The following is a 21,860-nucleotide window of genomic DNA, read 5'->3' as shown; positions in this document are numbered from 1 at the left end:
GGCCGATCGGGGTCATCGTGTGAGGGATCACAGCAACCAGGCACCCCCACTTGGAGAGGGGCGGCACGAATGTTGACAGTCCGTTATCCGGGAAGCGCCCAACTGTCGCCCATCCCGTCGAGAACGAGGTTGCTGCGAGTTGTGAGCGCTAACATCCGCAACAACTTCGTTCTCGACGGGGGGTGGGTCAGAGGAGGCCGGCCTCGGACGCCTTGCCGATGGCCTCGACGCGGTTGCGGGCGCCCAGCTTGTGCAACGCGGACTGCAGGTAGGTCTTGACCGTGTTGCGGGCCAGGCCCGTGCTCTCCGCGATCTCCGGGTTCGTCCGGCCCTGGGCGGCCAGGCGCAGCACCTCGTACTCGCGGCGGGTCAGCCCGCTGCGGGCCAGCGCCGCCCGGCTGGCCCCGCCCGGGTCCATCCGCGGGTCGCACACCCGCTCGCCGCGCAGCACCCGGCGCAGCGCGTCGACCAGGTCGGTGGCCGCCGCGTCCTTGAGCAGCGCGCCGTGCGCCCCGGCGTCGAGCGCGGCCTGCACGCCGTGGTGGTCGCCGTGCGCGGTGAACACGACCACCCGGGCCGACGGCACCCGCTCCCGCAGCCCGGCCACGATCTCGGGGGCGAGCATGTCGGGCAGCCGCAGGTCGAGCAGCACCAGGTCGGGGGCGAGGCCGGCGGCCCGGTCCAGCGCCGACCTCCCGCTCTCCGCCGACCCGACCACCACGAGCGCCGGCTCACCGCGCAGCAGCAGCGCCACCCCGTCGCGCACGACGGGGTGGTCGTCGACCACCATCACCTTGGCGGCACTCATCGCCGGTCCCTGCAGAGCTCGCCCATCACGCCCGGCCCGGCGCCGGCAGCAGCATGCGCAGCGTCGAGCCGCCGTCCTCGTCGTGCACCAGGCTGACCCGCCCGCCGAAGCGCGCCGCCCGCTCCGCCAGCATCCGCAGCCCCAACCCCGTGCCGGGCACGCCCTCCGCCCCGGCCGGCTCGGCCGGCGCGCCGTCGTCGGCCACGGCCACCTGGACCCCACCCTCGTCCTCGCCCAGGCTCACCACGACGGTGCTCGCCCCGGCGTGCTTCTCCACGTTCAACAGGCCCTCCCGCACCGCGCCGACCAGCAACGTCGTCCGCTCGGCGTCCAGCGGGCTGACCTCCCCGAGCTGCACCAGCCGGGCCGCCACCCCGGTGCGGGCCTGGAAGCTGCGGCAGTGCTCGGCCAGCTCGATCGGCAGCGCCCGCTCCGGGCTGGACTCCGACAGCGCCAGCAGCGACTCGCGCAGCGCCAGCGCGGCCGCCGACACGTCGGACTCCAGCCTGCCGAGGCGGGTGCGCAGGACCGGGTTGTCGGGCAGCGTCGAGCGCAGGTCGCGGACCTGCGCCCCGATCGAGAACAGCATCGCCCCCACCGAGTCGTGCAGGGATGCCTGCATCCGCCTGCGCTCGGCGGCCACCGCCGTCTCCCGGCCGGCCTCGGCCCGCTCGGCCAGCGCCAGCGCCACCGCCGCGTCCGCCGCCACCCCCTGCACCGCCCGCACGGCGTCGTCGCCGAACTCGCCCGGGCCGCGCAGCGCCGCGTAGGCCACCGCCACCGTCTGCTGGCGACCGGCCCGCTCCCGCACGATCGGCACCGCGAGCATCGCCGAGAGCGCCTCCCGGCTGACCACGCTGTCGAACTGGTGGGTGATGCTGCGCGAGGTCACGTAGTCGCTCACCCGCACCGGCCGGCCCAGCGCCATCACCCGCCCGCCGACGCCCTGGCCGACGGGCACGATCAGGTCCTGCAGGGAGTCGGTGCGGGTGCCGGCGAGCCAGCGGATGACGCCGCCGTCGCCGTCGGTGTCGGCGACGAACCCGGCGTCGGCGCCGGCCGCGTCGCGCAGCAGCCGGGCGGTGCCGCGCAGCGCGAGCACCCGGTCGAGCACCGTGAGCAGCCCCTCGCGCTCCACGAGCAGCGCGTCGAGCAGGCGCTGGTGCTCGGCCGCACGGTCGGCGGCCGCACGATCACCCCGCGTCGGCATGACCGGAGATTCGCACACACCGGACGTCGGATGCGACACCCGTCACGTCGCGAGGGCTCAGCGGCGGTGGTCGCGGTCGTGCGAGCCCATGTTCTGGCTGGGGATGCCGGAGTGCGGGGTCTCCTCCGGATCGTCGAAGACCTGCCGCTCGCGCAGCCGGATGGTCCGGCCGATCACCATGCCGACACCCGTGGCGACGACCAGCCAGACGGCCGCCCCGACGAGGATCCATCCGACAGTGGAGATGACGACCCCCGGGTCCGACGCCTTTTCGCAGCCTGAGAACAGATTAGCCCAATAAGAGCAGTCGCACAAAGCGAACGGCCGACATCGCTCTGCAATCGGGGCGGACAAGCCCTGCTCAGGCCGTCCGCGCAGGGTTTGCGTCCTCTTCACAGCCTCCGGGGAGGCTGTGAAGAGGACAACGCCCTTGTGAAGAGGAGGGACGAGGGTGGTCAGCTCGGGTCCGGCACCGCCGGCCCGAGCAGGTCGTCGGCGTCGACGATCCGGTAGGCGTAGCCCTGCTCCGCCAGGAACCGCTGGCGGTGCTGGGCGTAGTCGGTGTCGACCGTGTCGCGCGAGACCACCGAGTAGAAGTGGGCCTGGCGGCCGTCGCCCTTGGGCCGCAGCAGCCGGCCGAGCCGCTGCGCCTCCTCCTGCCGCGACCCGAAGGTGCCCGACACCTGCACCGCCACGCTGGCCTCGGGCAGGTCGACGGAGAAGTTGGCGACCTTGCTGACGACCAGCACCGGGATCTCGCCGCGGCGGAAGCGGTCGTAGAGGGCCTCGCGCTCCTTGTTCCTCGTGGAGCCCTGGATGACCGGGGCGTCGAGCTCCGCACCGAGCTCGTCGAGCTGGTCGAGGTAGGCGCCGATGACCAGGGCGGGCTCGCCCGGGTGGCGGTCGAGGACCGCGCGGACCACCTTGAGCTTGGTGCGCGCGGTGGAGGCCATCCGGTAGCGCTCCTCGGCGTCGGCGACGGCGTAGCCCATGCGCTCGTTGTCGGTGAGCGTGACGCGGACCTCGGTGCACTCGGCGGGGGCGATCCAGCCCTGGTTCTCGATGTCGCGCCACGGCGCGTCGTAGCGCTTGGGCCCGATCAGGGAGAACACGTCGCCCTCGCGGCCGTCCTCGCGGACCAGGGTGGCGGTGAGGCCGAGGCGGCGGCGGGACTGCAGGTCGGCGGTCATCCGGAAGACCGGGGCCGGCAGCAGGTGCACCTCGTCGTAGATGACCAGGCCCCAGTCGCGGGAGTCGAACAGCTCCAGGTGCCGGTACTCGCCCTTGGACTTGCGGGTCATCACCTGGTAGGTCGCGATGGTGACCGGGCGGATCTCCTTGCGCTCGCCCGAGTACTCGCCGATCTCGTCCTCGGTGAGCGAGGTGCGGGCGATGAGCTCGCGCTTCCACTGCCGGCCGGCGACGGTGTTGGTGACCAGGATCAGCGTGGTGGCCTGGGCCTGGGCCATCGCGGCCGCGCCGACGAGCGTCTTGCCCGCGCCGCACGGCAGCACCACGACGCCCGAGCCGCCCGCCCAGAACCCGTCGACGGCGGCCTTCTGGTAGTCGCGCAGCGTCCAGCCGTCCTCGGCGAGCGCGATCGGGTGGGCCTCGCCGTCGACGTAGCCGGCGAGGTCCTCGGCCGGCCAGCCGATCTTCAGCAGGGCCTGCTTGAGGTGGCCGCGCTCGGAGGCGTGCACGATGACCGTGTCGTCGTCGATGCGGTTGCCCAGCAGCGGGGCGATCTTCTTCTGGCGCAGCACCTCCTCCAGCACGGCGCGGTCGAGCGCGACGAGCACCAGCCCGTGCACGGGCGACTGGGTGAGCTGCAGCCGGCCGTAGCGGCCCATCGTGTCGACGACGTCGACCAGCAGCGGCTGCGGGACGGCGTAGCGGGAGTAGCGGACGAGCGCGTCGACGACCTGCTCGGCGTCGTGGCCGGCGGCGCGCGCGTTCCACAGCGCGAGCGGCGTGACGCGGTAGGTGTGGACGTGCTCGGGGGCGCGTTCGAGCTCGGCGAAGGGCGCGATCGCGATCCGGGCGGACTCGGCGTCGGGGTGGTCGACCTCGAGCAGCAGCGTCTTGTCGGACTGGACGATCAGCGGACCGTCGGACATGGTCGGTCACTCCTCGGACGAGGGCGCCGAGTGCCGGGCGCCCGCAACGACGGTACGCGCGCACACCGACGGCCGGCCGCCGTCCGGCGGGGAGCGGTGGGGCAGCCGGCCCGGCGCGTTGACCCGGCCGGACGGGTCGGACCGGGTGCGGGTACGGGCCCGAGGATCGCCGACGACCCCAGGGTTATACTGCCCGGGCTCTCAGTCCGAGCGCACGCGTGCCGCCAAGATCCTACCGGGTCGGGACGGCCCTCACCCGGCCACCGGGGGGTGCGTGTCGGAGAACCCCACTGAGCGTGCTCGCCCTCCCGGACCGGACACCCGACCGGTTCAGCCCCGACCACCTAAGGCGCTACGGACTGTCCCGATGCCCATGCCCCGCGGGCGTGCCGCCCGATTCCGGTCATCCACCGACCCTGGACTGCCCTTCGTCCAGTTCAGGGTCGCCAGCGGACGTCCGTGCGTGCCAAAGTTCGGCGGATCGTCGCCGGCAATCCTCAGGGGGACGTTGACGTGACCACCACGGAGACCAGCCGGTCCTGGTCCGAGCGGCTGAATCCGCGCAACTGGACGCTGGTGTGGAAGCTCGCCGTCGTCGGTCTGCTGCCCGCCGTTCTCGCACTCGTGCTCGGCGTGCTGCGCGTCGCCGACCAGGCCGGCGACGCCGCCGACCTGGGCCGGAGCACCCGGCTGCTGGAGGTCCAGCAGGAGGTCGCCGAGGCCGCGTCGGCCCTGCGCGGGGAGCGCGACGAGGCCACGCTGTTCGTGGCCGAGCTGCGCGGGGGCGACCGGAGCGTGCTCGAGATCGGCTTCAGCAACGCCGACATCGAGATCGGCGAGATGCTGACCACCGTCCGCGGCGCCACCGAGCTCGACGCCACCACGATCTCGGCGCTGCAGCAGGCCGAGTCGGGGCTGTCGCAGCTGTCGGTGCTGCGCGGCGACGTCACCGACAACGCGGCGGCGGGCGTCAACCAGGTCCGCGGCCGCTACACCCAGCTCATCGAGGGCGTCGACGTCCTCGACCGCGCGCTGCTGCGCCAGCTGCGCACCCCGGGCACCGCCGGCCTCGCCGACGCGCTCACCGCCGTGACCAGCGCCAACGAGCAGCTCGCCATCCAGCACACGGTGCTCGGCACGGCGATCAGGGCCAAGACGCTGCAGACCGGCGACGTCAACACGGTCACCGCGACGGACAACCAGCTCACCGCGGACTACCGCGAGTACCAGGTCGCGCTGACCCCCGAGCAGCTGTCCACCTTCGGCAACTTCCTCGACGACGCCGCCAACTCCCAGCGCGAGCGCCTCAAGCTGGCGCTGCTGGCCACCCCGTCCGACGGCGAGATCACCCTTGAGCCGTTCGAGTGGGACACCGCCTACAACGGCTCGCGCGCGGCGGCCGACCGGTCCGCGCAGATGCTGCGCACCGAACTGGTCAACACCTCGGTCGCGGCGGAGCAGGCGGCCAGCAACAACGCCGGCATCCAGTCGGTGATCCTGATGCTGGGCCTGCTGGCCGGCATCACGGTCGCGATCCTGGTCGCCCGGGCGCTGATCCGGTCGCTGCGCGTGCTGCGCACCGCCGCCCTGGACGTCGCCGAGCGGCGGCTGCCGCAGGCGGTCGAGAGCATGCGCGCCGGTGAGACGCCCGACGTCGCGGTCGACGCGGTGCCCATCACCAGCAGCGACGAGGTCGGCCAGGTGGCCCGGGCGTTCGACGCGGTGCACGGCCAGGCGGTCCGGCTGGCCGCCGAGCAGGCGGCGCTGCAGCAGAACGTCAGCGCGATGTTCGTCAACCTCTCCCGCCGCAGCCAGGCGCTGGTCGAGCGCCAGCTGCAGCTGATCGAGCAGCTGGAGAGCAACGAGCAGGACCCCGACCAGCTGTCCAACCTGTTCCAGCTCGACCACCTCGCCACCCGCATGCGGCGCAACTCGGAGAACCTGTTGGTCCTCGCGGGCACCGACCTCGCCAAGCGGAACGCGGCCCCGATCCCCCTGGTCGACGTGCTGCGGGCGGCGGTGTCGGAGGTCGAGCAGTACCAGCGGATCGTCGTGCAGTCCCCGCCGACGGCCACCGTGGCCGGCCGCGCGGGCGCCGACCTCGTGCACCTGCTGGCCGAGCTGCTGGACAACGCCACCAACTTCTCCCCGCCGGAGTCGCAGGTGGTCATGAGCTCGGCCCGCACCCCGGACGGCTCGGTCGTCGTGGAGATCTCCGACCGCGGCGTCGGCATGGTCGAGCACGAGCTGATGGACGCCAACCAGCGCCTGGCCGGCCCGTCCTCGGTCGACGTCTCGGCCTCGCGCCGCATGGGCCTGTTCGTGGTCGGCCGCCTGGGCGCCCGGCACGGCATCAGCGTCCGGCTGGGCACCTCCACCGCGGGCCAGTCCAGCGGGCTGACCGCCTCGGTCACCGTGCCGGCCTACCTCATCTCGGCGACGCCGGGCTCCGAGGCGCCCCGCCCGTTCGGCGGCCAGCCGAGCCAGGCCACCCCGAACGGCCTCCCGCAGCGGGTGGCCAACGGCTCCGGTGTCAACGGATTGCCGAACGGTTCGCCGAACGGTTCCCTCTCCGCGCTGGTTGCCGGCACCGACGGCCCGTCGAACCCGACGAGCGTCTTCGACGCGCAGGCCCCGGAGAGCGGCGGCTACCCGCTGGGTGCCCCGCCGCCCGCCGCGAACGGCACCCCGCACCTGCCGACCCGCCGTCCCGGTTCGACCCTGCGGCCCGACCGCGACGGCCCGCCGCTGCCCCCCGACGCCGACCGGGGCCGTGGCGGCCCGGCCGACCAGCCGGCACGGTCCCACGACGACCGGGCCCGCGAGATCGCCGAGCAGGCCCGCCGCGACCAGGAGGCCGCCGCCAGGCGCACGGCGTCCATTCGGCAGCACCAGCCCCGACCCGACAGCCGTCCCGACGCCCAGCCCTACCCGGGCAGCGGCGCCGACCCGGGCTTCTTCCAGGGCGGCCACAACGGCGGTGGCAACGGCTCGTCGCCGGGCATGCCGCCGGCCGGCCGCGGTCAGCAGCACGGTCAGCAGCACGGTCAGCAGGGCCAGCAGGAGCGCGCTCCGCACGCCCGCGAGACCGGGCCGGTCACGCCGTCGCGGTCCTTCCCGGCCCAGCCGCCGGAGGAGGAGCGGGGCGCTCCCGGCGAGCCGACCGACGAGGGCGGGCGCGGGCACCAGTACTCGGGTTCCCCGCTGCCGCGCCGGGTCCCCGGCACGTCGCCGCAGCCGCCGGGGCTGCCCCCGCGCGAGCCGGTCGAGGACGGGCGCCCGCGGTCGCTGCACCCGTCGGAGCCTGCCCAGCGGTCGCGCCCGGACATGCCGCCGGCCCAGCCCGAGCGGCCGCAGCCGGAGCAGTCCCGTCCCGACCGGGCGCTCCCGGAGCTCCCGCAGCGGGTACCGGCGTCGGAGCTGCCCAAGCGCGAGCCGCGCGCGTCGCGCCCGCAGCCGTTCGCCGGTCCCTCGGACAGCAGCGCGGCCGACGGGCTGTTCGCGCCGGTCGTCCCGGCCGAGCCGCAGCCCGACGGCCCGCCCGTCGGCCGCCGGCCGATGGCGCCGCCCCCGCAACAGCAGCAGCAGGAGCAGCGCCGCTTCGACCCGACCGAGACCACGCCGATCTTCGAGGAGATCGCCTCGGCCTGGTTCCGGTCGAACCGCCAGATCCCGGTCGACTACGACTCGCAGAAGACCACCGCCCAGCCGGCGGTCACCCCGACCCCGGCACCCGCGCCGGCCCCCGCGGCGGCTCCGGTCGCCCAGGCGCCCGCTCCGGCTCCGGCTCCGGCGCCCGCGCCGGCTCCCGCCGAGGTCGAGCGACCGGCTCCCCAGCCCCAGCCGCAGCCCGAGCCCGAGCCGGTGGGCGCGATCGCCGGTCGCGGCACCCGGGACTTCGCGACCGAGGCCGACGACGGGTGGCGCGCGGCCCGCGGTGCCGCCGCCGACGACCGGGCGAGCGAGCTCACGACGGCCGGGCTGCCGAAGCGCCGCCCGCGCGCACGGCTCGTCCCCGGCAGTGCAGGATCTGCTGTGCTGGCCGCTCCGGCGTCCCCGGCGCGCAGTGCCGAGAACATCCGGGGCCGGCTGGCGAGCTATCAACAAGGTGTCCGACAGGGCCGCGAACAGCGGCTCCGCGGCGGTACGGCAACTCCTAACGGATCCGGATCCAACGGTGGCAACGACCCCGCAGGCGCGGGTGGCAATCACGACGAGGAGTCTTCATGACGGCGCCACAGACCCAGCCGAGCCGATTCGGATGGCTGGTCACGAACTTCGCGGAGCGGGTGCCCGGTGTCGCGCACGCCATCGTGGTGTCCGCGGACGGGCTTCTGCTCACCAGCTCCGACCGGCTGCCCCGGGACCGCGCCGACCAGCTCGCCGCGGTGGCCTCCGGGCTGATCAGCCTCACCCAGGGCGCGGCCCGCTGCTTCGACGCAGGCGGCGTCGTGCAGACCGTGGTGGAGATGGACCGCGGCATCGTGCTGCTGATGTCCATCAGCGATGGTTCCTGCCTCTCGGTGCTGGCGTCACCCAGTTGTGACATCGGCCTGATCGGATACGAGATGACACTGCTGGTCGACCGGGTCGGTCAGCTGCTCACCCCGGAGCTCCGCGCGGAGCTGCAGGGTTCGTTCGGCCCGTGACATGACCGGCGGTTGCGCTGACCGCCCGGTATCGATGAAAGTCCCGATCGGCAGGAGGAAGGTGATGCCCGATGAGCTCCGGTCCCGATGATGAGCGCCGGCTTCCCTCGGAGCCCACTTTCGCCGACGTGATGAACGGTTTCAGCCTCGACGCCGGGCGCTCCCCGCGCCGTCGCAGGTGGGGCCGCAGGCGTGACGACGGTGTCCCGCCCGCGGAGGCGCCGAGGGCGGACACCCAGTACGAGACGCCACCGCCCCTGCCGGCCCACCCGGTGCCGCAGCAGTCGTCCCTCCAGACGATGCCGCAGCAGACCCCGCCGGGTGCTGGTCCCAACCTCGCGCCGCCCATCGACATGACCGCGGGCGACGTCGAACAGTCCGGTCCGATCGGTGCGGCCGCGGTGCGGCCGTACGCGTGGACCCGTGGACGTACCAAGTCCGGCTTCGACCTGGCGATCGAGACGCTCGTCTCGACCAGCCAGCGGGGTCGCGATCAGATGGGCCTGTTGCAGGTCGAGCACCGCACCGTCGCGGAGCTGTGCGAGCAGACCCGCTCGGTTGCCGAGGTGGCGGCCCTGATCTCCCAGCCCCTGGGCGTCGCCCGGGTCGTGCTGGGCGACATGGCCAGCCTCGGCATCGTGACCGTGCACCAGACCGCGAGCAGCGCCGGCAACGTGCCGGACCTCGCCCTGATGGAAAGGGTGTTGAGTGGACTCCGTCGGCTCTAGGCCGCAGTCGATCGCCACCGCGGCGACGATCTCGGCCAAGATCGTGGTCGCCGGGGGCTTCGGCGTCGGCAAGACCACGTTCGTCGGCTCGGTCTCCGAGATCGTCCCGTTGACCACCGAGGCCGTGATGACCGAGGCCAGCCAGGGCGTCGACGACCTCGAGGCCACGCCGAACAAGGTCACCACCACGGTGGCCATGGACTTCGGCCGGGTGTCGCTGGACTCCGAGCTGATCCTGTACCTGTTCGGCACGCCGGGCCAGCACCGGTTCTGGTTCATGTGGGACGACCTCGTACGTGGCGCGATCGGGGCCGTGGTCCTGGTCGACACCCGCCGACTGGCCGACTCCTTCGCCGCCATCGACTTCTTCGAGGACCGCGGTCTGCCCTACGTCGTCGGCCTGAACTGCTTCGACGGCCTGCTGCAGCACCGCGTCGAGGACGTCAGGGAGGCGATGTCGATCGATCCGTCGATCCCCATCGTCAGCTGCGACGCCCGCAACCGGCAGTCGACCAAGCAGACCCTGATCGCGCTGGTGGAGCACGCGATGCACCACCGGCTCACCGCCGGGGCCCGCTAGCGGGGTCGTGCGTGGGCCCCCGGGTCCCGCGCACGGCCTCCTGGTCGACCGCCCCGCCCGCGGCTCAGTCGACCAGGGCGATGCCGGTGATGCGGTGCAGCGGGACCCGGTGCACCGCGCCGTCGACGGCATCGCGACCCTCGACCACTCCGCCCCCGACGCTGACCGGCTCCAGCACGCGCTCCCCCGCGACGCCGTGCCCGTCGACGAAGCCGATCCAGACGTTGCGGCCCGACGCGGCCGCGGTGCGCAGCAGGTCGACCGTGGTGCCGTTCGACGCCCGCTCCACGGGCCCGACGCGCCCCGAGCGGGCCCCCGCCATCGCCTCGCCCGCGCGCATCCGGGACACCAGTGCGAGCCGCTGCGCCGTGTCCGGCTCGGGCGGCAGCCCAGACGTCGACGGCCCGCGCCGTCGCGGGGCGGCCCGGCGGCCGCGGTCGGTGAGGTCGAGGACCGCGCCGCCGGTGTCCTCGGCGGCCGGGGTGAACCCGGCCGCCCGCAGCCCGTCCATGACCTCGACCAGCGGCAGCGGCGAGACGGCTACCGTCGGCGCGATCCGGCGCAGCTGCAGGCCCCCGGTGTCGGGGTGGGCCAGCACCTCGGCGATCAGCACCTCGTCCTCCGAGCGCAGGAACGAGGCGGCCGCGCCGCCGCGCAGCCGCCCGTGCCGGCGCGCGACGTCGTCGACGAGGTAGGTCAGCCCCTGCGGGACGGGGGTGGCCGACCGGGTGCTCAGCAGCTCGTGGAGGTCGGCGGCGGTGCGCCCGGCGTCGAGGGCCCGACGCACGGACGCCTCGGTGAAGCGGTAGACCGTCGCCGCGCCCGCCGACTCCACGTTCGCCACCAGCTCCATCTCGGCGGCCAGGCCGGACTCCAGCTGCCCCGGCGCGATGGCGGTGAGGTCGGCCTGCAGCAGCACGTGGTCGACCGGGTCGGGCAGCACGGCCCGCAGGGCGGTCGGTGCGGCCGCCGGGTCGTCCAGCACCGCCCGCCCGGGCCCGGAGATGGCGTCCAGGGCCACGATCCCGATCGTGGTGGCCTCGGCGAGCACCCAGCCGACGACCTCGTCGCGCAGCCGGCCGCCGCGCCGGGGGGCCCGCCACGCCAGCAGGTCGGACAGCGCCGCCACCGAGCCGGGGGCCGTGCCGGGCTCCAGCTCGGCCAGACCGGCCAGCACCCGGCGGCGGTCGCGCGGGGCCAGCGGGCGCCGCGCGCCGTCGGAGAGCGCGTTGATGGCGCGGCCGGCGTCGTCCTTGCGACCGACGAGGCCGGGCAGCCGCGGCATGTCCAGCCAGGCGCGGGCCAGCTGCGTCCAGCGCATCCCGGGCCCGCCGGTGGCCCACACGTCGGCGGTGGTGGTGGGGACGTACTCGGGGGGCACGGCGTCGGTCTCGGTGACCAGCCCGGCGGCCGCCGCCAGCTCGATCAGCAACGCGGCGGTCGGTTCGTCGGAGTCGGTCTCGCGGGCGGCCCGGCGCAGGTCGCGCACGCCCAGCCCGCCGGAGCGCAGCACGGGCGGCGGGGTGCGACCCCAGAACGCGATCAGCAGGTCGACGCGGCGCAGCAGCTCCAGCGCGGCCCCGCCCGTGGTGCGGTCGACGGCGTCGGCGCCGCGGTCGCGCGCGCCGAGGTCGGGAGGGCGCACCGACACCTTCCCGAGTGGCCGGTCGCCGCGCAGCGCCAGCCCGACCTGTCGGGGCAGCTCGACGGTCTCGGCGTCGACCCGCAGCAGCAGGCCCTTCGCGATCAGCCGGCCGACCGGGCTCGCCGGGTCGGACCCCGCCCGGCTGCGCCCGATCGGCGGGCCGGCGGCCAGCGCGTCCAGCACGCGGCGCTCGTCCTCGGCGACCTCGGCCAGCAGCCGCGGCAGGGCGGTGGAGGCCGCCGGTCCGGCGGCAGGGCGGCCGAGCCCGCCGGGGTGCCGGGGGACGACGTCACGCGCCGAGGGGACGACCGAGATGGCGCTGTCCGGCCCCCAGGCGATCGCCCGCTCGCGCAGGGCCGCCAGTGCCGTCCGGCAGGCCGCGGCGGGCACGTCCGGCCCCAGCAGCCTGCGCAATTCGGCCACCGCGACCGGCGCGGTGTCGGCGTCCGCCACCACCAGCGCCTCCAGCACGGCCAGGGTGACCGTGTCGAGGTCGTCGCAGGCGCGGTGCACCGACGCCCGGATCGCGGCCCGGGTGGCCAGCACCGTGAGGTCGGCAGGCGGCGGGACGGCGAGGTCCGGTCGCAGCCGCAGCAGCGCGGCGAGCGCGTCGTCGTCGCGCCCGCGCAGCCAGTCGACCAGCGTGGTTGGCATCGCGTCCACGGTAGTCGGCCACGTCCGGCGGACGTCCGGCGCGCCCGTGCGGGATAATGGCGCCGAAACCGGCGTCAACCGAGGAGGACACGTGGCCAAGCACGCCCGACCGGGCCGCATCGACCCGACCTGGCCGGACCTGCCCGACGGCGAGCACCCGGTGAGCGAGCTCGCCGCCGCCACGCAGGGCTCCCTGTCGCCGTTCGGGGACGTCGAGTTCCCGCTCGACGACGTGCCCTACGTGCACCCCGTCACGGAGATCAACCGATAGCCGGGCGCCGCACCGCCCCGGCCGGCCTGCTGCTGGCGGCCGGGGCCGGCCGGCGGATGGGCGGCCCGAAGGCGCTCGTCGAGCTGGACGGCGAGCCGCTGGTCCGACGGGCGGTGCGGGTGCTGTCCGACGGCGGCTGCGCGCCGCTCGTCGTCGTCCTGGGCGCCGGGGCCGACGCCGTCGCCCCCCTCCTGCCGGCGGGCGTCGCGCACGTCGTCGCGGAGGGCTGGGCCGAGGGCATGGGCGCCTCGCTGCGCACCGGCCTCGACGCGCTCGACGCCACGGACGCCGAGGCGACCGTCGTGCACCTGGTCGACCTGCCCGGCGTGACGGCCGCGGCCGTCGCTCGGCTGGCCGCCGAGGCCGGCACCGACTCCCTGGTCCGCGCCGCCTACGACGGGCGCCCGGCCCACCCGGTCCTCATCGGACGCGGGCACTGGGCGGGGGTGCGGGCCGCCGCCGTCGGCGACGCCGGGGCCCGCGACTACCTCGCCGGCAACCCGGCGCTGCGGCTCGTCGAGTGCGGCGACGTCGCCGCACCGGGCGACCTCGACACCCCGGAGCAGCTGGCTCGCTACCGCGGCGGCCGCTGAGAGCCCGTCTGGGGCTCTGGTGCGTCAGAGGGTGATGTGCTGCCCGATGCTGAGCCGGTTCGGGTTGGCGGCCAGCCCGGGGTTCTTCTGCACCAGCTCCTGCCAGCCGCCGGCGACGCCGTTGCGCTGGGCGATCGTGGAGAGGGTGTCGCCGCGCTGGACGACGTAGTCGCCCGAGGTGGGGGCGCTCGCCCGGACGCGGACCTCGGTCTGCGGGGCGGGGGCGCCGCGGTCGGTGGCCGGCTCGCCGCGGATGCCCAGCTTGCTGGAGCAGGCCGGCCAGGCCTTCCAGCCCTGCTCGGCGAGCACGCGCTCGGCGACGACGATCTGCTCCTCGCGGGAGGCCTCGTAGGCCCGCGGGGCGAACTCCTGGCCGCCGAAGGCGTTCCAGGTGCGCGGGGAGAACTGCAGGCCGCCGTGGTAGCCGTTGCCGCTGTTGATCGACCAGTTGCCGCTGCTCTCGCAGTCCGCGAGGCGGTCCCAGGTGCTGTCCGATGCCGCGTTGGCGGCGGGCGCGACGAGCAGCGGGGTCCCGACGACGGCTCCGGCGAGCGCGGTGCGGGCGACGACGCGCCCGGTGTTGCTCGGCTTGCGATGACGACCGCGGTAGCGGGCCATGTCGATCTCCGCGCGCTGCGCAACCCGGCGGTCCGGTCCGGTTGGGAGCCGGTGGACCCGTGCCGTTCCTGTCCCGCGCTCGTTGAGAGGCAACGGGGAGCCGGGACCACCGGACAGGGGAGCGCTGCGGTCGCCGGGGCCGGCCGGATCTGGGGCACCCGGACGAGCCGCAGCGGACGCTACGGGTGATCGGCCGGAGTGCAAACCGGCCCCGTCGCACAGGTGCGCACGCCAAAATTAGGCCGATCGGCGGGTTTGGCGTTCATCCGCCCACGTCAGGGCGCACGATCGAATGACGTCGGTGATCTCCAACGGTTGCCCTGCTGTGACGCACATCACCAAAACCTCCGCACAACTCGACCGTTTCCGGTGACCGCCCGCCGTCCGCGCCCGGCACGTAGGGTGCGGACGTGGAGCTCACCCACGTCGACGCCGCCGGGGCCGCCCGGATGGTCGACGTCACCGGCAAGGACCCTTCCGCCCGCACGGCGATCGCCACCGGCACGCTGCGCACCACGGCCGAGGTGGTGGACCTGCTGCGCCGCGACGGCCTGCCCAAGGGCGACGCGCTGGCCACCGCCCGCATCGCCGGCATCATGGGCGCCAAGCGCACCCCCGACATCGTGCCGCTGTGCCACCCGATCGCCCTCGGCGGCGTGACCGTCGAGCTGCGGCCCGACGGCGACAGCGTCCACATCCGGGCCACGGTGAAGACCACCGACCGCACCGGCGTCGAGATGGAGGCGCTCACGGCGGTGGCCGTGGCCGGCCTGACCCTGCACGACATGGTCAAGGCCGTCGACCCGGCCGCCGTGCTCGACGGCGTGCGCGTCGAGCGCAAGGAGGGCGGCAAGACCGGCACCTGGACCCGCCCGGAGGACCGGTGATGTCGCCGGCAAGGGGCACGGCCCGCGTCGTGACGGCGTCCAACCGCGCGGCGGCCGGCGTCTACGCCGACCGCAGCGGACCGGTGATCGTCGAGTGGCTGCGCGGGCGGGGCTTCGACACCCCCGAGCCCACCGTGGCCCCGGACGGCGAGCCGGTCGGCGAGGCGGTGCGGGCCGCGGTCGCCGACGGCGTCGACGTCGTCATCACCACCGGCGGCACGGGCATCTCCCCGACCGACGCCACCCCGGAGGTCACCCGCGCCCTGCTGGACTACGAGGTGCCCGGACTGGCCGACGCGATCCGCGCGGCCGGCTCGGACAAGGTGCCCACGTCGGTCCTGTCGCGTGGCGTGGCGGGTGTCGCGGGGCGCACCCTGGTGGTGAACCTCCCCGGATCGACAGGTGGGGTTCGCGACGGGTTGTCCGTGTTGGACGGAGTCCTGGAGCACGCCGTCGACCAGTTGCGCGGAGGAGATCACCGATGAGCGAGCTGGCGAGCGAATCATCCGACACAGCGCCTCTGCGCGAAGCGCCGAGCTCGCGCAGCGAGGGAGAGCGATGAGCGAGCCTGCGAGCGAATCATCCAACACAGCGCCTCTGCGCGAAGCGCCGAGCTCGCGCAGCGAGGGAGAGCGATGAGCGAGCCTGCGAGCGGACGACCGGCAGGGGTGCGCGGCACCGCCGAGGTCGTGCTGGCGGCGGTCGGCGACGAGCCGCTCGATGTCGCCCGGCACGCCGAACTCGTCGACCGGGCGGCCGCGGGCGCGGTCGTGACGTTCGCCGGCGTGGTGCGCGACCACGACGGCGGCCGGTCGGTGACCGGGCTGGAGTACTCCGCGCACCCGAGCGCGGCCCGGGTGGTGGCCGAGGTCGCGGCCGAGGTCGCGACCGGGGCCGAGGGGGTGCGGGCGATCGCGGTGAGCCACCGCATCGGCCCGCTCGCCGTCGGCGACGTGGCGCTGGCCTGCGCCGTCGCCGCCGACCACCGGCGGGCGGCGTTCGAGACCTGTGCGGAGCTGGTGGACGAGGTGAAGCGGCTGCTGCCGGTCTGGAAGCACCAGGTCTTCACCGACGGCACCGACGAGTGGGTCAACTCGACCTGACGGTCGGGGCGGGGCGGCGCGGTGGCGCCTGCCCCCGCCCACGACCCGGGCGACCGCGTGGAGGGGTGCACGGGTCGCCCCGCGGCGTCAGCGCAGGTCGAGCTGCTGGCCGACGCGGAGCACGTTCGGGTTGCTCAGCACGTCGGTGTTGCGCTGGTAGATCGCCTGCCAACCGCCGGGGACGCGCTCCCGGGCAGCGATCTTGCTGAGGGTGTCGCCTGCGACGACGGTGTAGTCGGCGCCGTTCTTGGCGACCGGGGCGGCCGGGGCGGGAGCAGCCGGGGCCGGGGCGGAAGCGCGGACCTTGGCCGGCTCGGCGGGGAGACCGCGCAGACCCATCTTCTTCGAGCACGACGGCCAGGCGCCCCAACCCTGGGCGGCCAGGGTGCGCTCGGCGACGGCGATCTGCTCGGCCTTGCTGGCCTGGTGGGGCATCCCGGTGCCGCCGAAGGCGCGCCAGGTGCGCGGGCTGAACTGCAGCCCGCCGTAGTAGCCGTTGCCGGTGTTGATGCTCCAGTTTCCGCCGCTCTCGCACTGTGCGAGCTTGTCCCAGGCAGAGTCGGGGGCTGCGCTCGCGGTACCCGCGAGTGCGGCCGAGGCCCCTGCTGCGACAGCTCCGACAACCGCGAGGCGGACGAGACTTCGAGACGACATCTAGGTTTCTCCTGGCGCGTCACCGGGACCCTTCGCCCTGGTCAGGCCGTGGGAGCCCGACGCAGCGATTCGTTGATCCTTTTCCGTCGTCGGGGGACGACGTTTTCGGATTGCAAATGTCCACGGCCCCGTCCCGTCTGTGCTCGACGGACCGGAGCCGCGGACGGGGCATTGACGCGACGGCTCCGGATGCAGTTTTCGTCGCCCTGGTCGGGGAGACGGCCGCCGACGCTACGGAACCCGGACGACGAAATGCCAAATCTGGTTGCGGTGACCCTCGTCACTGTAACGGTACGATTATCCCGGCGATTGCGACACTTCCCCAGGTAGACACCGGATCATCACGTCGGCATCACGGCGAATGAAACACCTCCATCTCGGAAGTATCTCGGATTGCGTCACACCCGATTCGGACGCATCGTGAGAGCGCGCTCACGTGCCGTGACGTGACATCGGCCGTGCGGTGGCTGTCAACCCCGCGTTTTGTCATGCTGGTCAGGTGAACGATCGCCCCCGGGACGCCGCTGCTCCCACTGTCCCGGCCTCGCCGACCGAACTGGCCGGCCTGCTGCGCACCACCGGCTACCTCGCCGACGACGGACTCGCCACCGCCGCGTTCCTCGCCATGCGCATGAACCGCCCCCTGTTCTGCGAGGGCGAGCCGGGGACCGGGAAGACCGCACTGGCCCAGGCGCTGGCCCAGGTGCAGGGCGCCGAGCTCATCCGCCTGCAGTGCCATGACGGCATCGACGCCTCGCAGGCCCTCTACGACTGGGACTTCCCCCGCCAGCTGCTGCACCTGCGCTCGCTGGAGGCCGCGGCCGGCGCCGCCGGCGAGAAGCTGGACGCCGACTCGATCGAGGCCTCCCTCTACGACCGGCGCTTCCTGCTCGCCCGGCCCATCCTGCGCGCGCTGCAGACGACGCCGAGCGTGCTGCTCATCGACGAGGTCGACCGCGCCGACGACGAGTTCGAGGCCTTCCTGCTGGAGGTGCTCACCGAGCACGCGGTGACGATCCCCGAGGTCGGCGAGATCCGCGCCAGCACGCCGCCGCTGGTCGTGCTCACCTCCAACCGCACCCGCGAGGTGCACGACGCCCTCAAGCGCCGCTGCCTCTACCTCTGGCTCGACCACCCGGACCTGCAGCGCGAGATCGAGATCCTGCACGCCCGGCTGCCCGGCGTCCCCGAGCGGCTGGCCGCCCAGGTCGCCGGCGCCGTCCGCCGGCTGCGCGGTGCCGACCTGCTCAAGCCGCCCGGTGTCGCCGAGACCCTGGACTGGGCGCGGGCGCTGCAGCTCGTCGGCGCGCGCCAGCTCGACGTGGACAGCGCCGCCGCCACCCTCGGCGCCGTGCTCAAGTACCGCGAGGACGCCGACCGCGTCCGCGCGCAGCTCGACACCCTGCTGGCCTCCTGACCCGCCCATGCCCATGCCAACGCCGACCGTCCGGACGGAACCCGACGGCGACCCGGTGCAGGCCCTCGTCGGCTTCACCGCCGTCCTGCGCGGTGCCGGCCTGGCCGTCACCACCGACCGGGTCGCGGCGTTCCTCGGCGCGCTCGACGAGCTCGACGTCACCAGCGAGCTGCAGACGTACTGGGCCGGCCGGCTGACGCTGTGCTCCGACCCGGACGACCTCCCCCGCTACGACCAGGCCTTCACGGCGTGGTTCGACACCCGGGAGGGCAACCGCACCAAGGTCGTCGACCAGCGCCCGCCGCCACCGCCCAAGCTCGCCGCCCTGACCAGCGATCCCGACTCCGCCGACGCCGACGACAGCGCCGACCACCCCAACCTGCAGGCCAGGGCGAGCGGCACCGAGCTGCTGCGCAACCGCGACGTGGGCGAGCTCACCGTGGCCGAGCGCGAGCACCTGCGCCGGCTGCTGGCCCTGCTGCGCCCGCAGCTGCCCGACCGGCCCTCCCGGCGGCGGCGCCCGAACCGCTCCGGCTTCGCCGACCCGGGCCGCACCCTGCGCGCGGCGCTGCGCAACCACGGCGAGCTGCGCGAGCTGCGCCGCCGCGACCGCTCGGCGCGGCCGCGGCGGATCGTGCTGCTGGTCGACGTGTCCGGCTCGATGGAGCCCTACGCCGACTCGCTGCTGCGGTTCGCGCACGTCGTCGTCCGGCGCGCGCCGGGGTCGGTGGAGGCGTTCACGCTGGGCACCCGCCTCACCCGGATCACCCGCGAGCTGCGCATGCGCGACGCCGAACGCGCACTGGCCGCCGCCGGCAACGCCATCCCCGACTGGTCGGGCGGCACCCGGCTGGGCGAGGTGCTGCGCGCCTTCGTCGACCGCTGGGGGCAGCGCGGCGCGGCCCGCCGGGCGATCGTCGTCGTGTTCTCCGACGGCTGGGAGCGCGGCGACACCGACCTGCTCGCCACCCAGATGAGCAGGCTCAGCCGGCTCGCCCACCGGCTGGTCTGGGTCAACCCGCACGCCGGCAAGGACGGGTACTCACCCGTGCAGGGCGGAATAGTCGCCGCCCTCCCGTACTTGGACGACTTGTTGGCCGGGCATTCCCTGGCCACTCTGGAGAAGCTGCTCGAGGTGATCAGGCATGCGTGATGTGCTGGCCAAGCTCGACGAGTGGTGGGAGAAGGGCGAGACCGCCGCCCTGGCCACCGTCGTCGGGACCTACAGCTCCGCCCCCCGCCAGGCCGGCGCGTCGATGCTGGTCGGCCCGGCCGGCGAGGCCGTCGGCAGCGTGTCCGGCGGCTGCGTCGAGGGCGCGGTGTACGAGCTCGGCGAGCAGGTGCTCGCCGGGGGCCGCCCGGTCCTGCAGCGCTACGGCGTGTCCGACGACGACGCGTTCGCCGTCGGCCTGACCTGCGGCGGCATCATCGACATCTTCGTCGAGAAGGTCACCCCGGAGTCCTTCGCGCAGCTCGGCGCCGTCGCCGAGGCCGTGCGGGACGAGAAGCCGGTCGCGGTGGCGACCGTGGTCTCCGGCCCGGCCGAGCGGCTGGGCAAGCGGCTGGTCGTGTGGCCCGACCGCACCGACGGCGGCACCGGCTCCGCCCGCCTCGACGACGCCCTGCGCGACGACGCCCGCGGCCTGCTCGACGCCGGCCGCAACGCCATGCTCACCTACGGCGTCGACGGCCAGCGCCGCGGCGAGGGCCTGTCGGTGTTCGTGGAGTCCTTCGCCCCGCCGCCCCGGATGATCGTCTTCGGCGCCATCGACTTCGCCGCCGCCGTCGCCAAGATCGGCAACTTCCTCGGCTTCCGGGTCACCGTCTGCGACGCCCGCCCGGTGTTCGCCACGGCGTCCCGCTTCCCGGGCGCCAACGAGGTCGTCGTCGAGTGGCCGCACCGCTACCTCGCCGCCGAGGCCGAGGCCGGCCGCATCGACCGCCGCACCGCCCTGTGCGTCCTCACCCACGACCCCAAGTTCGACGTCCCCCTCCTGGAGGTCGCGCTGCGCCTGCCCGAGGTCGCCTACATCGGCGCGATGGGCTCCCGGCGCACCCACGAGGACCGGCTGGAGCGGCTGCGGGAGCGCGGCATCACCGAGGAGGAGATCGCCCGCATGTCCAGCCCGATCGGGTTGGACCTGGGCGCGCGGACCCCGGAGGAGACCGCCGTCTCGATCGCCGCGGAGATGATCGCGAAGCACTGGGGCGGGGGCGGCGAACCGCTCGGTCGCCGCGAGGGCCCGATCCACATCAACGGCTGAGCCGGCCCGCCCGGACCGCCCAGCGGTGCCGCGGAGCCCCGGAGAGGGGTGAGCCGGGGCGGGGTCGGATCGGAGCGGCCGCCCCGCCGGCGCACGGCTCGGCGGGCGGGGCCGGACTCGGGTAGACACCGCCGCATGCGGTTCTACGCGGAGCGCCCGACCCGGTTCCTGCTCCAGATCGTCGTCGACGTCCTCGTGGTGGCGTGGGTCTGGCTGTGCGTGGACGTCGCCAGCACGGCCCGCGAGGTGCTGCTGCGGCTGCAGACCCCCGCGAACACCCTCAGCGGTGCGGGCGACGGCATCCGCGGCGTCTTCGACGAGGCCGCCCGCACCGCGGGCGAGCTGCCCCTCGTCGGCGAGGACCTGGCTCGCGCCCTCGGCGCCGGGACGGGGGCCGGCGACTCGATCGCCACGGCCGGGCGCGACCTCGCCGGCACGGTGGGCACCATCGCCTCCGGCACCGCCATCGGGATCGTCGTGCTCGGCGCGCTGCCGGTCGTGCTGACCTGGCTGCCGCTGCGGCTGCGCTACGCCCGGTCGGCGGCGTCGGCCGCGCAGGTGCGCGGCGTCGACACCGACCTGCTGGCCCTGCGCGCGATCACCAACCGGCCGGTGCGCAGGCTGCTGCGCGTCAGCCCCGACCCGGCCGCCGCGTGGCGGCGCGACGACCGGGAGGCCGTGCAGGCGCTCGCCGCGCTGGAGCTGCGCGCCCTCGGCCTCCGCGCGCCCCACCGCACACCCGACTGAACCGCCGCTACGGCGTCGCCGCGGCGACCAGGCAGTCGAGCAGGTCGAGGACGGCCGGGGCCGGGCGGGCGGCCAGCACCGCCCACCGCCTGCGCGGCGGCGGGGCCGGGTGCACCGGCCGGACGACGACGCCGGGCCGCGGGCCGGCGAGCGCGGAGGCCGGGACGAGCGCGACACCGTGCCCGGCCGCCACCAGCGCCAGCGTGGTCGGGTAGCGGTCGGAGTCCAGCGCCACCCGCGGGGTGAAGCCGGCGACCCCGCAGATCGCCCGCAGCGACTCGGCGCAGGCGAACGCCGTGCCGCTGATCCAGGGCTCGCCGGCGAGCGCGGTGAGGTCGGCGACCGGGGCGGTGGCCAGTGGGTGCCCGACCGGCAGCACCAGCCGCAGCGGGTCGTCGGGCAGCGGGTGGGTGCGCAGGTGGTCGAGGTCGGCGGGGTGCGCGGCGTAGTCGTAGGTGAGGGCGAGGTCCACGGCGCCCTGCCGGAGCAGCGCGACGGCCCGGGCGGCGTCGCACTCGGTGAACGCGAACGGCGAGCCCGGGCGGCGGCTCCGCCAGGCGGCGGCCGCCGGGGGCAGCAGGTGGGTGCAGGCGGTCGGGTAGGCGGCCACCCGCACCGGGGCGAGGTCGCCGCGGCGCAGTTCGTCGAGGTCGCGGCGGGCGTCGTCGGAGGAGCGCAGGATGTGCAGGGCGTGCCGCAGCACGACCTCGCCGGCCGCGGTGAGCCGGGCGCCGCGCGTCGAGCGCTCGACCAGGCGCGACCCCATCTCCCGTTCCAGCGCGCTGACCTGCTGGGAGACGGCGGGCTGCGTCATCGACAGCGCCGATCCGGCCGCGGTGAACGAGCCGTGGTCGGCCACGGCGCGCAGCACGCGCAGCCGCTGGAGGTTCTCCACGCCGCCCGACCATAGGCAGG

At 74.8% G+C, this 21,860-nt stretch carries 21 protein-coding genes; 13 read left to right on the top strand and 8 right to left on the bottom strand.

Going from position 1 to position 21,860, the window contains the following annotated elements:
- Positions 1–187: 187 nt before the first annotated feature.
- From KIK08_RS12970 to KIK08_RS12960, 4 genes are all read right to left on the bottom strand, one after another.
- The gene (locus KIK08_RS12970) at positions 188–808 is read right to left on the bottom strand and encodes a response regulator (RefSeq protein ID WP_250556902.1); all 621 of its coding nucleotides are present in this window, start codon (positions 806–808) and stop codon (positions 188–190) included.
- A gap of 25 nt (positions 809–833) precedes the next feature.
- Positions 834–2,018: a GAF domain-containing sensor histidine kinase gene (locus tag KIK08_RS12965; RefSeq protein ID WP_214403346.1), complete on the bottom strand. Its 1,185-nt coding sequence runs from the start codon at positions 2,016–2,018 to the stop codon at positions 834–836.
- 57 nt (positions 2,019–2,075) lie between these two features.
- The gene (locus tag KIK08_RS41005; protein ID WP_256446225.1) at positions 2,076–2,198 is read right to left on the bottom strand and encodes a hypothetical protein; all 123 of its coding nucleotides are present in this window, start codon (positions 2,196–2,198) and stop codon (positions 2,076–2,078) included.
- 275 nt (positions 2,199–2,473) lie between these two features.
- Positions 2,474–4,135 carry a DNA repair helicase XPB gene (locus KIK08_RS12960; protein ID WP_214403344.1) on the bottom strand — a complete coding sequence of 554 codons (1,662 nt, stop codon included), beginning with the start codon at positions 4,133–4,135 and terminating at the stop codon, positions 2,474–2,476.
- A 513-nt stretch (positions 4,136–4,648) separates the two neighbouring features.
- Between KIK08_RS12960 and KIK08_RS12955 the strand changes: the two genes are divergently transcribed.
- The 4 genes from KIK08_RS12955 to KIK08_RS12940 all read left to right on the top strand — a co-directional run bounded on the left by KIK08_RS12955 (position 4,649) and on the right by KIK08_RS12940 (position 10,092).
- Complete coding sequence (locus tag KIK08_RS12955) at positions 4,649–8,365, top strand: sensor histidine kinase (RefSeq protein ID WP_214403343.1); 3,717 nt, start codon at positions 4,649–4,651, stop codon at positions 8,363–8,365.
- A complete protein-coding gene (locus KIK08_RS12950; RefSeq protein ID WP_214403341.1) occupies positions 8,362–8,784 on the top strand; it encodes a roadblock/LC7 domain-containing protein in 423 nt (140 codons plus the stop codon). The genes KIK08_RS12955 and KIK08_RS12950 overlap by 4 nt, the downstream gene beginning before the upstream one ends.
- 299 nt (positions 8,785–9,083) lie before the next feature.
- Positions 9,084–9,512: a DUF742 domain-containing protein gene (locus tag KIK08_RS12945; protein ID WP_250556901.1), complete on the top strand. Its 429-nt coding sequence runs from the start codon at positions 9,084–9,086 to the stop codon at positions 9,510–9,512.
- Entirely contained in the window at positions 9,493–10,092 is a 600-nt protein-coding gene (locus KIK08_RS12940; protein WP_214403339.1) for a GTP-binding protein, read from the top strand. The genes KIK08_RS12945 and KIK08_RS12940 overlap by 20 nt, the downstream gene beginning before the upstream one ends.
- 64 nt (positions 10,093–10,156) lie before the next feature.
- Here KIK08_RS12940 and KIK08_RS12935 read toward each other — a convergent pair whose 3' ends face one another.
- Positions 10,157–12,391 carry a helicase-associated domain-containing protein gene (locus tag KIK08_RS12935; protein WP_214403338.1) on the bottom strand — a complete coding sequence of 745 codons (2,235 nt, stop codon included), beginning with the start codon at positions 12,389–12,391 and terminating at the stop codon, positions 10,157–10,159.
- Between the two features lie 91 nt (positions 12,392–12,482).
- Here KIK08_RS12935 and KIK08_RS12930 point away from each other — a divergent pair, with 91 nt between their 5' ends.
- Together KIK08_RS12930 and KIK08_RS12925 are read left to right on the top strand one after the other, a co-directional pair.
- Positions 12,483–12,662: a hypothetical protein gene (locus KIK08_RS12930; RefSeq protein WP_214403337.1), complete on the top strand. Its 180-nt coding sequence runs from the start codon at positions 12,483–12,485 to the stop codon at positions 12,660–12,662.
- Positions 12,659–13,255 carry a nucleotidyltransferase family protein gene (locus KIK08_RS12925; RefSeq protein ID WP_214403357.1) on the top strand — a complete coding sequence of 199 codons (597 nt, stop codon included), beginning with the start codon at positions 12,659–12,661 and terminating at the stop codon, positions 13,253–13,255. The genes KIK08_RS12930 and KIK08_RS12925 overlap by 4 nt, the downstream gene beginning before the upstream one ends.
- Positions 13,256–13,279: 24 nt before the next feature.
- On the opposite strand, the gene KIK08_RS12920 is transcribed toward KIK08_RS12925, so the two are convergent.
- The gene (locus tag KIK08_RS12920; RefSeq protein WP_214403336.1) at positions 13,280–13,873 is read right to left on the bottom strand and encodes a LysM peptidoglycan-binding domain-containing protein; all 594 of its coding nucleotides are present in this window, start codon (positions 13,871–13,873) and stop codon (positions 13,280–13,282) included.
- A gap of 410 nt (positions 13,874–14,283) precedes the next feature.
- Between KIK08_RS12920 and moaC the strand changes: the two genes are divergently transcribed.
- The 3 genes from moaC to KIK08_RS41705 all read left to right on the top strand — a co-directional run bounded on the left by moaC (position 14,284) and on the right by KIK08_RS41705 (position 15,863).
- Positions 14,284–14,760, top strand: coding sequence for a cyclic pyranopterin monophosphate synthase MoaC (gene moaC / locus KIK08_RS12915; protein WP_214403335.1), 477 nt, complete (start codon positions 14,284–14,286; stop codon positions 14,758–14,760).
- Entirely contained in the window at positions 14,760–15,245 is a 486-nt protein-coding gene (locus tag KIK08_RS41710) for a MogA/MoaB family molybdenum cofactor biosynthesis protein (RefSeq protein ID WP_214403334.1), read from the top strand. Before moaC ends, KIK08_RS41710 begins: the two co-directional genes overlap by 1 nt.
- Before the next feature lie 150 nt (positions 15,246–15,395).
- A complete protein-coding gene (locus tag KIK08_RS41705) occupies positions 15,396–15,863 on the top strand; it encodes a molybdenum cofactor biosynthesis protein MoaE (RefSeq protein WP_214403333.1) in 468 nt (155 codons plus the stop codon).
- Positions 15,864–15,950: 87 nt separating this feature from the next.
- On the opposite strand, the gene KIK08_RS12900 is transcribed toward KIK08_RS41705, so the two are convergent.
- The gene (locus KIK08_RS12900; RefSeq protein ID WP_214403332.1) at positions 15,951–16,517 is read right to left on the bottom strand and encodes a LysM peptidoglycan-binding domain-containing protein; all 567 of its coding nucleotides are present in this window, start codon (positions 16,515–16,517) and stop codon (positions 15,951–15,953) included.
- Between the two features lie 499 nt (positions 16,518–17,016).
- Between KIK08_RS12900 and KIK08_RS12895 the strand changes: the two genes are divergently transcribed.
- The 4 genes from KIK08_RS12895 to KIK08_RS12880 all read left to right on the top strand — a co-directional run bounded on the left by KIK08_RS12895 (position 17,017) and on the right by KIK08_RS12880 (position 20,945).
- Positions 17,017–17,934, top strand: a complete 918-nt coding sequence (locus tag KIK08_RS12895) for an AAA family ATPase (RefSeq protein WP_214403331.1) — start codon at positions 17,017–17,019, stop codon at positions 17,932–17,934.
- 13 nt (positions 17,935–17,947) lie between these two features.
- Positions 17,948–19,087: a vWA domain-containing protein gene (locus KIK08_RS12890; protein ID WP_214403330.1), complete on the top strand. Its 1,140-nt coding sequence runs from the start codon at positions 17,948–17,950 to the stop codon at positions 19,085–19,087.
- A complete protein-coding gene (locus tag KIK08_RS12885; protein WP_214403329.1) occupies positions 19,080–20,198 on the top strand; it encodes an XdhC family protein in 1,119 nt (372 codons plus the stop codon). The genes KIK08_RS12890 and KIK08_RS12885 overlap by 8 nt, the downstream gene beginning before the upstream one ends.
- A 135-nt stretch (positions 20,199–20,333) precedes the next feature.
- Positions 20,334–20,945, top strand: a complete 612-nt coding sequence (locus KIK08_RS12880; RefSeq protein ID WP_214403328.1) for a hypothetical protein — start codon at positions 20,334–20,336, stop codon at positions 20,943–20,945.
- Positions 20,946–20,952: 7 nt separating this feature from the next.
- On the opposite strand, the gene KIK08_RS12875 is transcribed toward KIK08_RS12880, so the two are convergent.
- Positions 20,953–21,840 (bottom strand): LysR family transcriptional regulator, encoded by an 888-nt coding sequence (locus tag KIK08_RS12875; RefSeq protein ID WP_214403327.1) that lies wholly within the window; start codon positions 21,838–21,840, stop codon positions 20,953–20,955.
- Positions 21,841–21,860: the final 20 nt, after the last annotated feature.

It is taken from the genome of Pseudonocardia lacus (assembly GCF_018531445.1).
Lineage (GTDB): Bacteria > Actinomycetota > Actinomycetes > Mycobacteriales > Pseudonocardiaceae > Pseudonocardia > Pseudonocardia lacus.
Note: the sequence above shows the minus strand (reverse complement) of the source record. Positions and strands in the feature narration are given on the sequence as shown.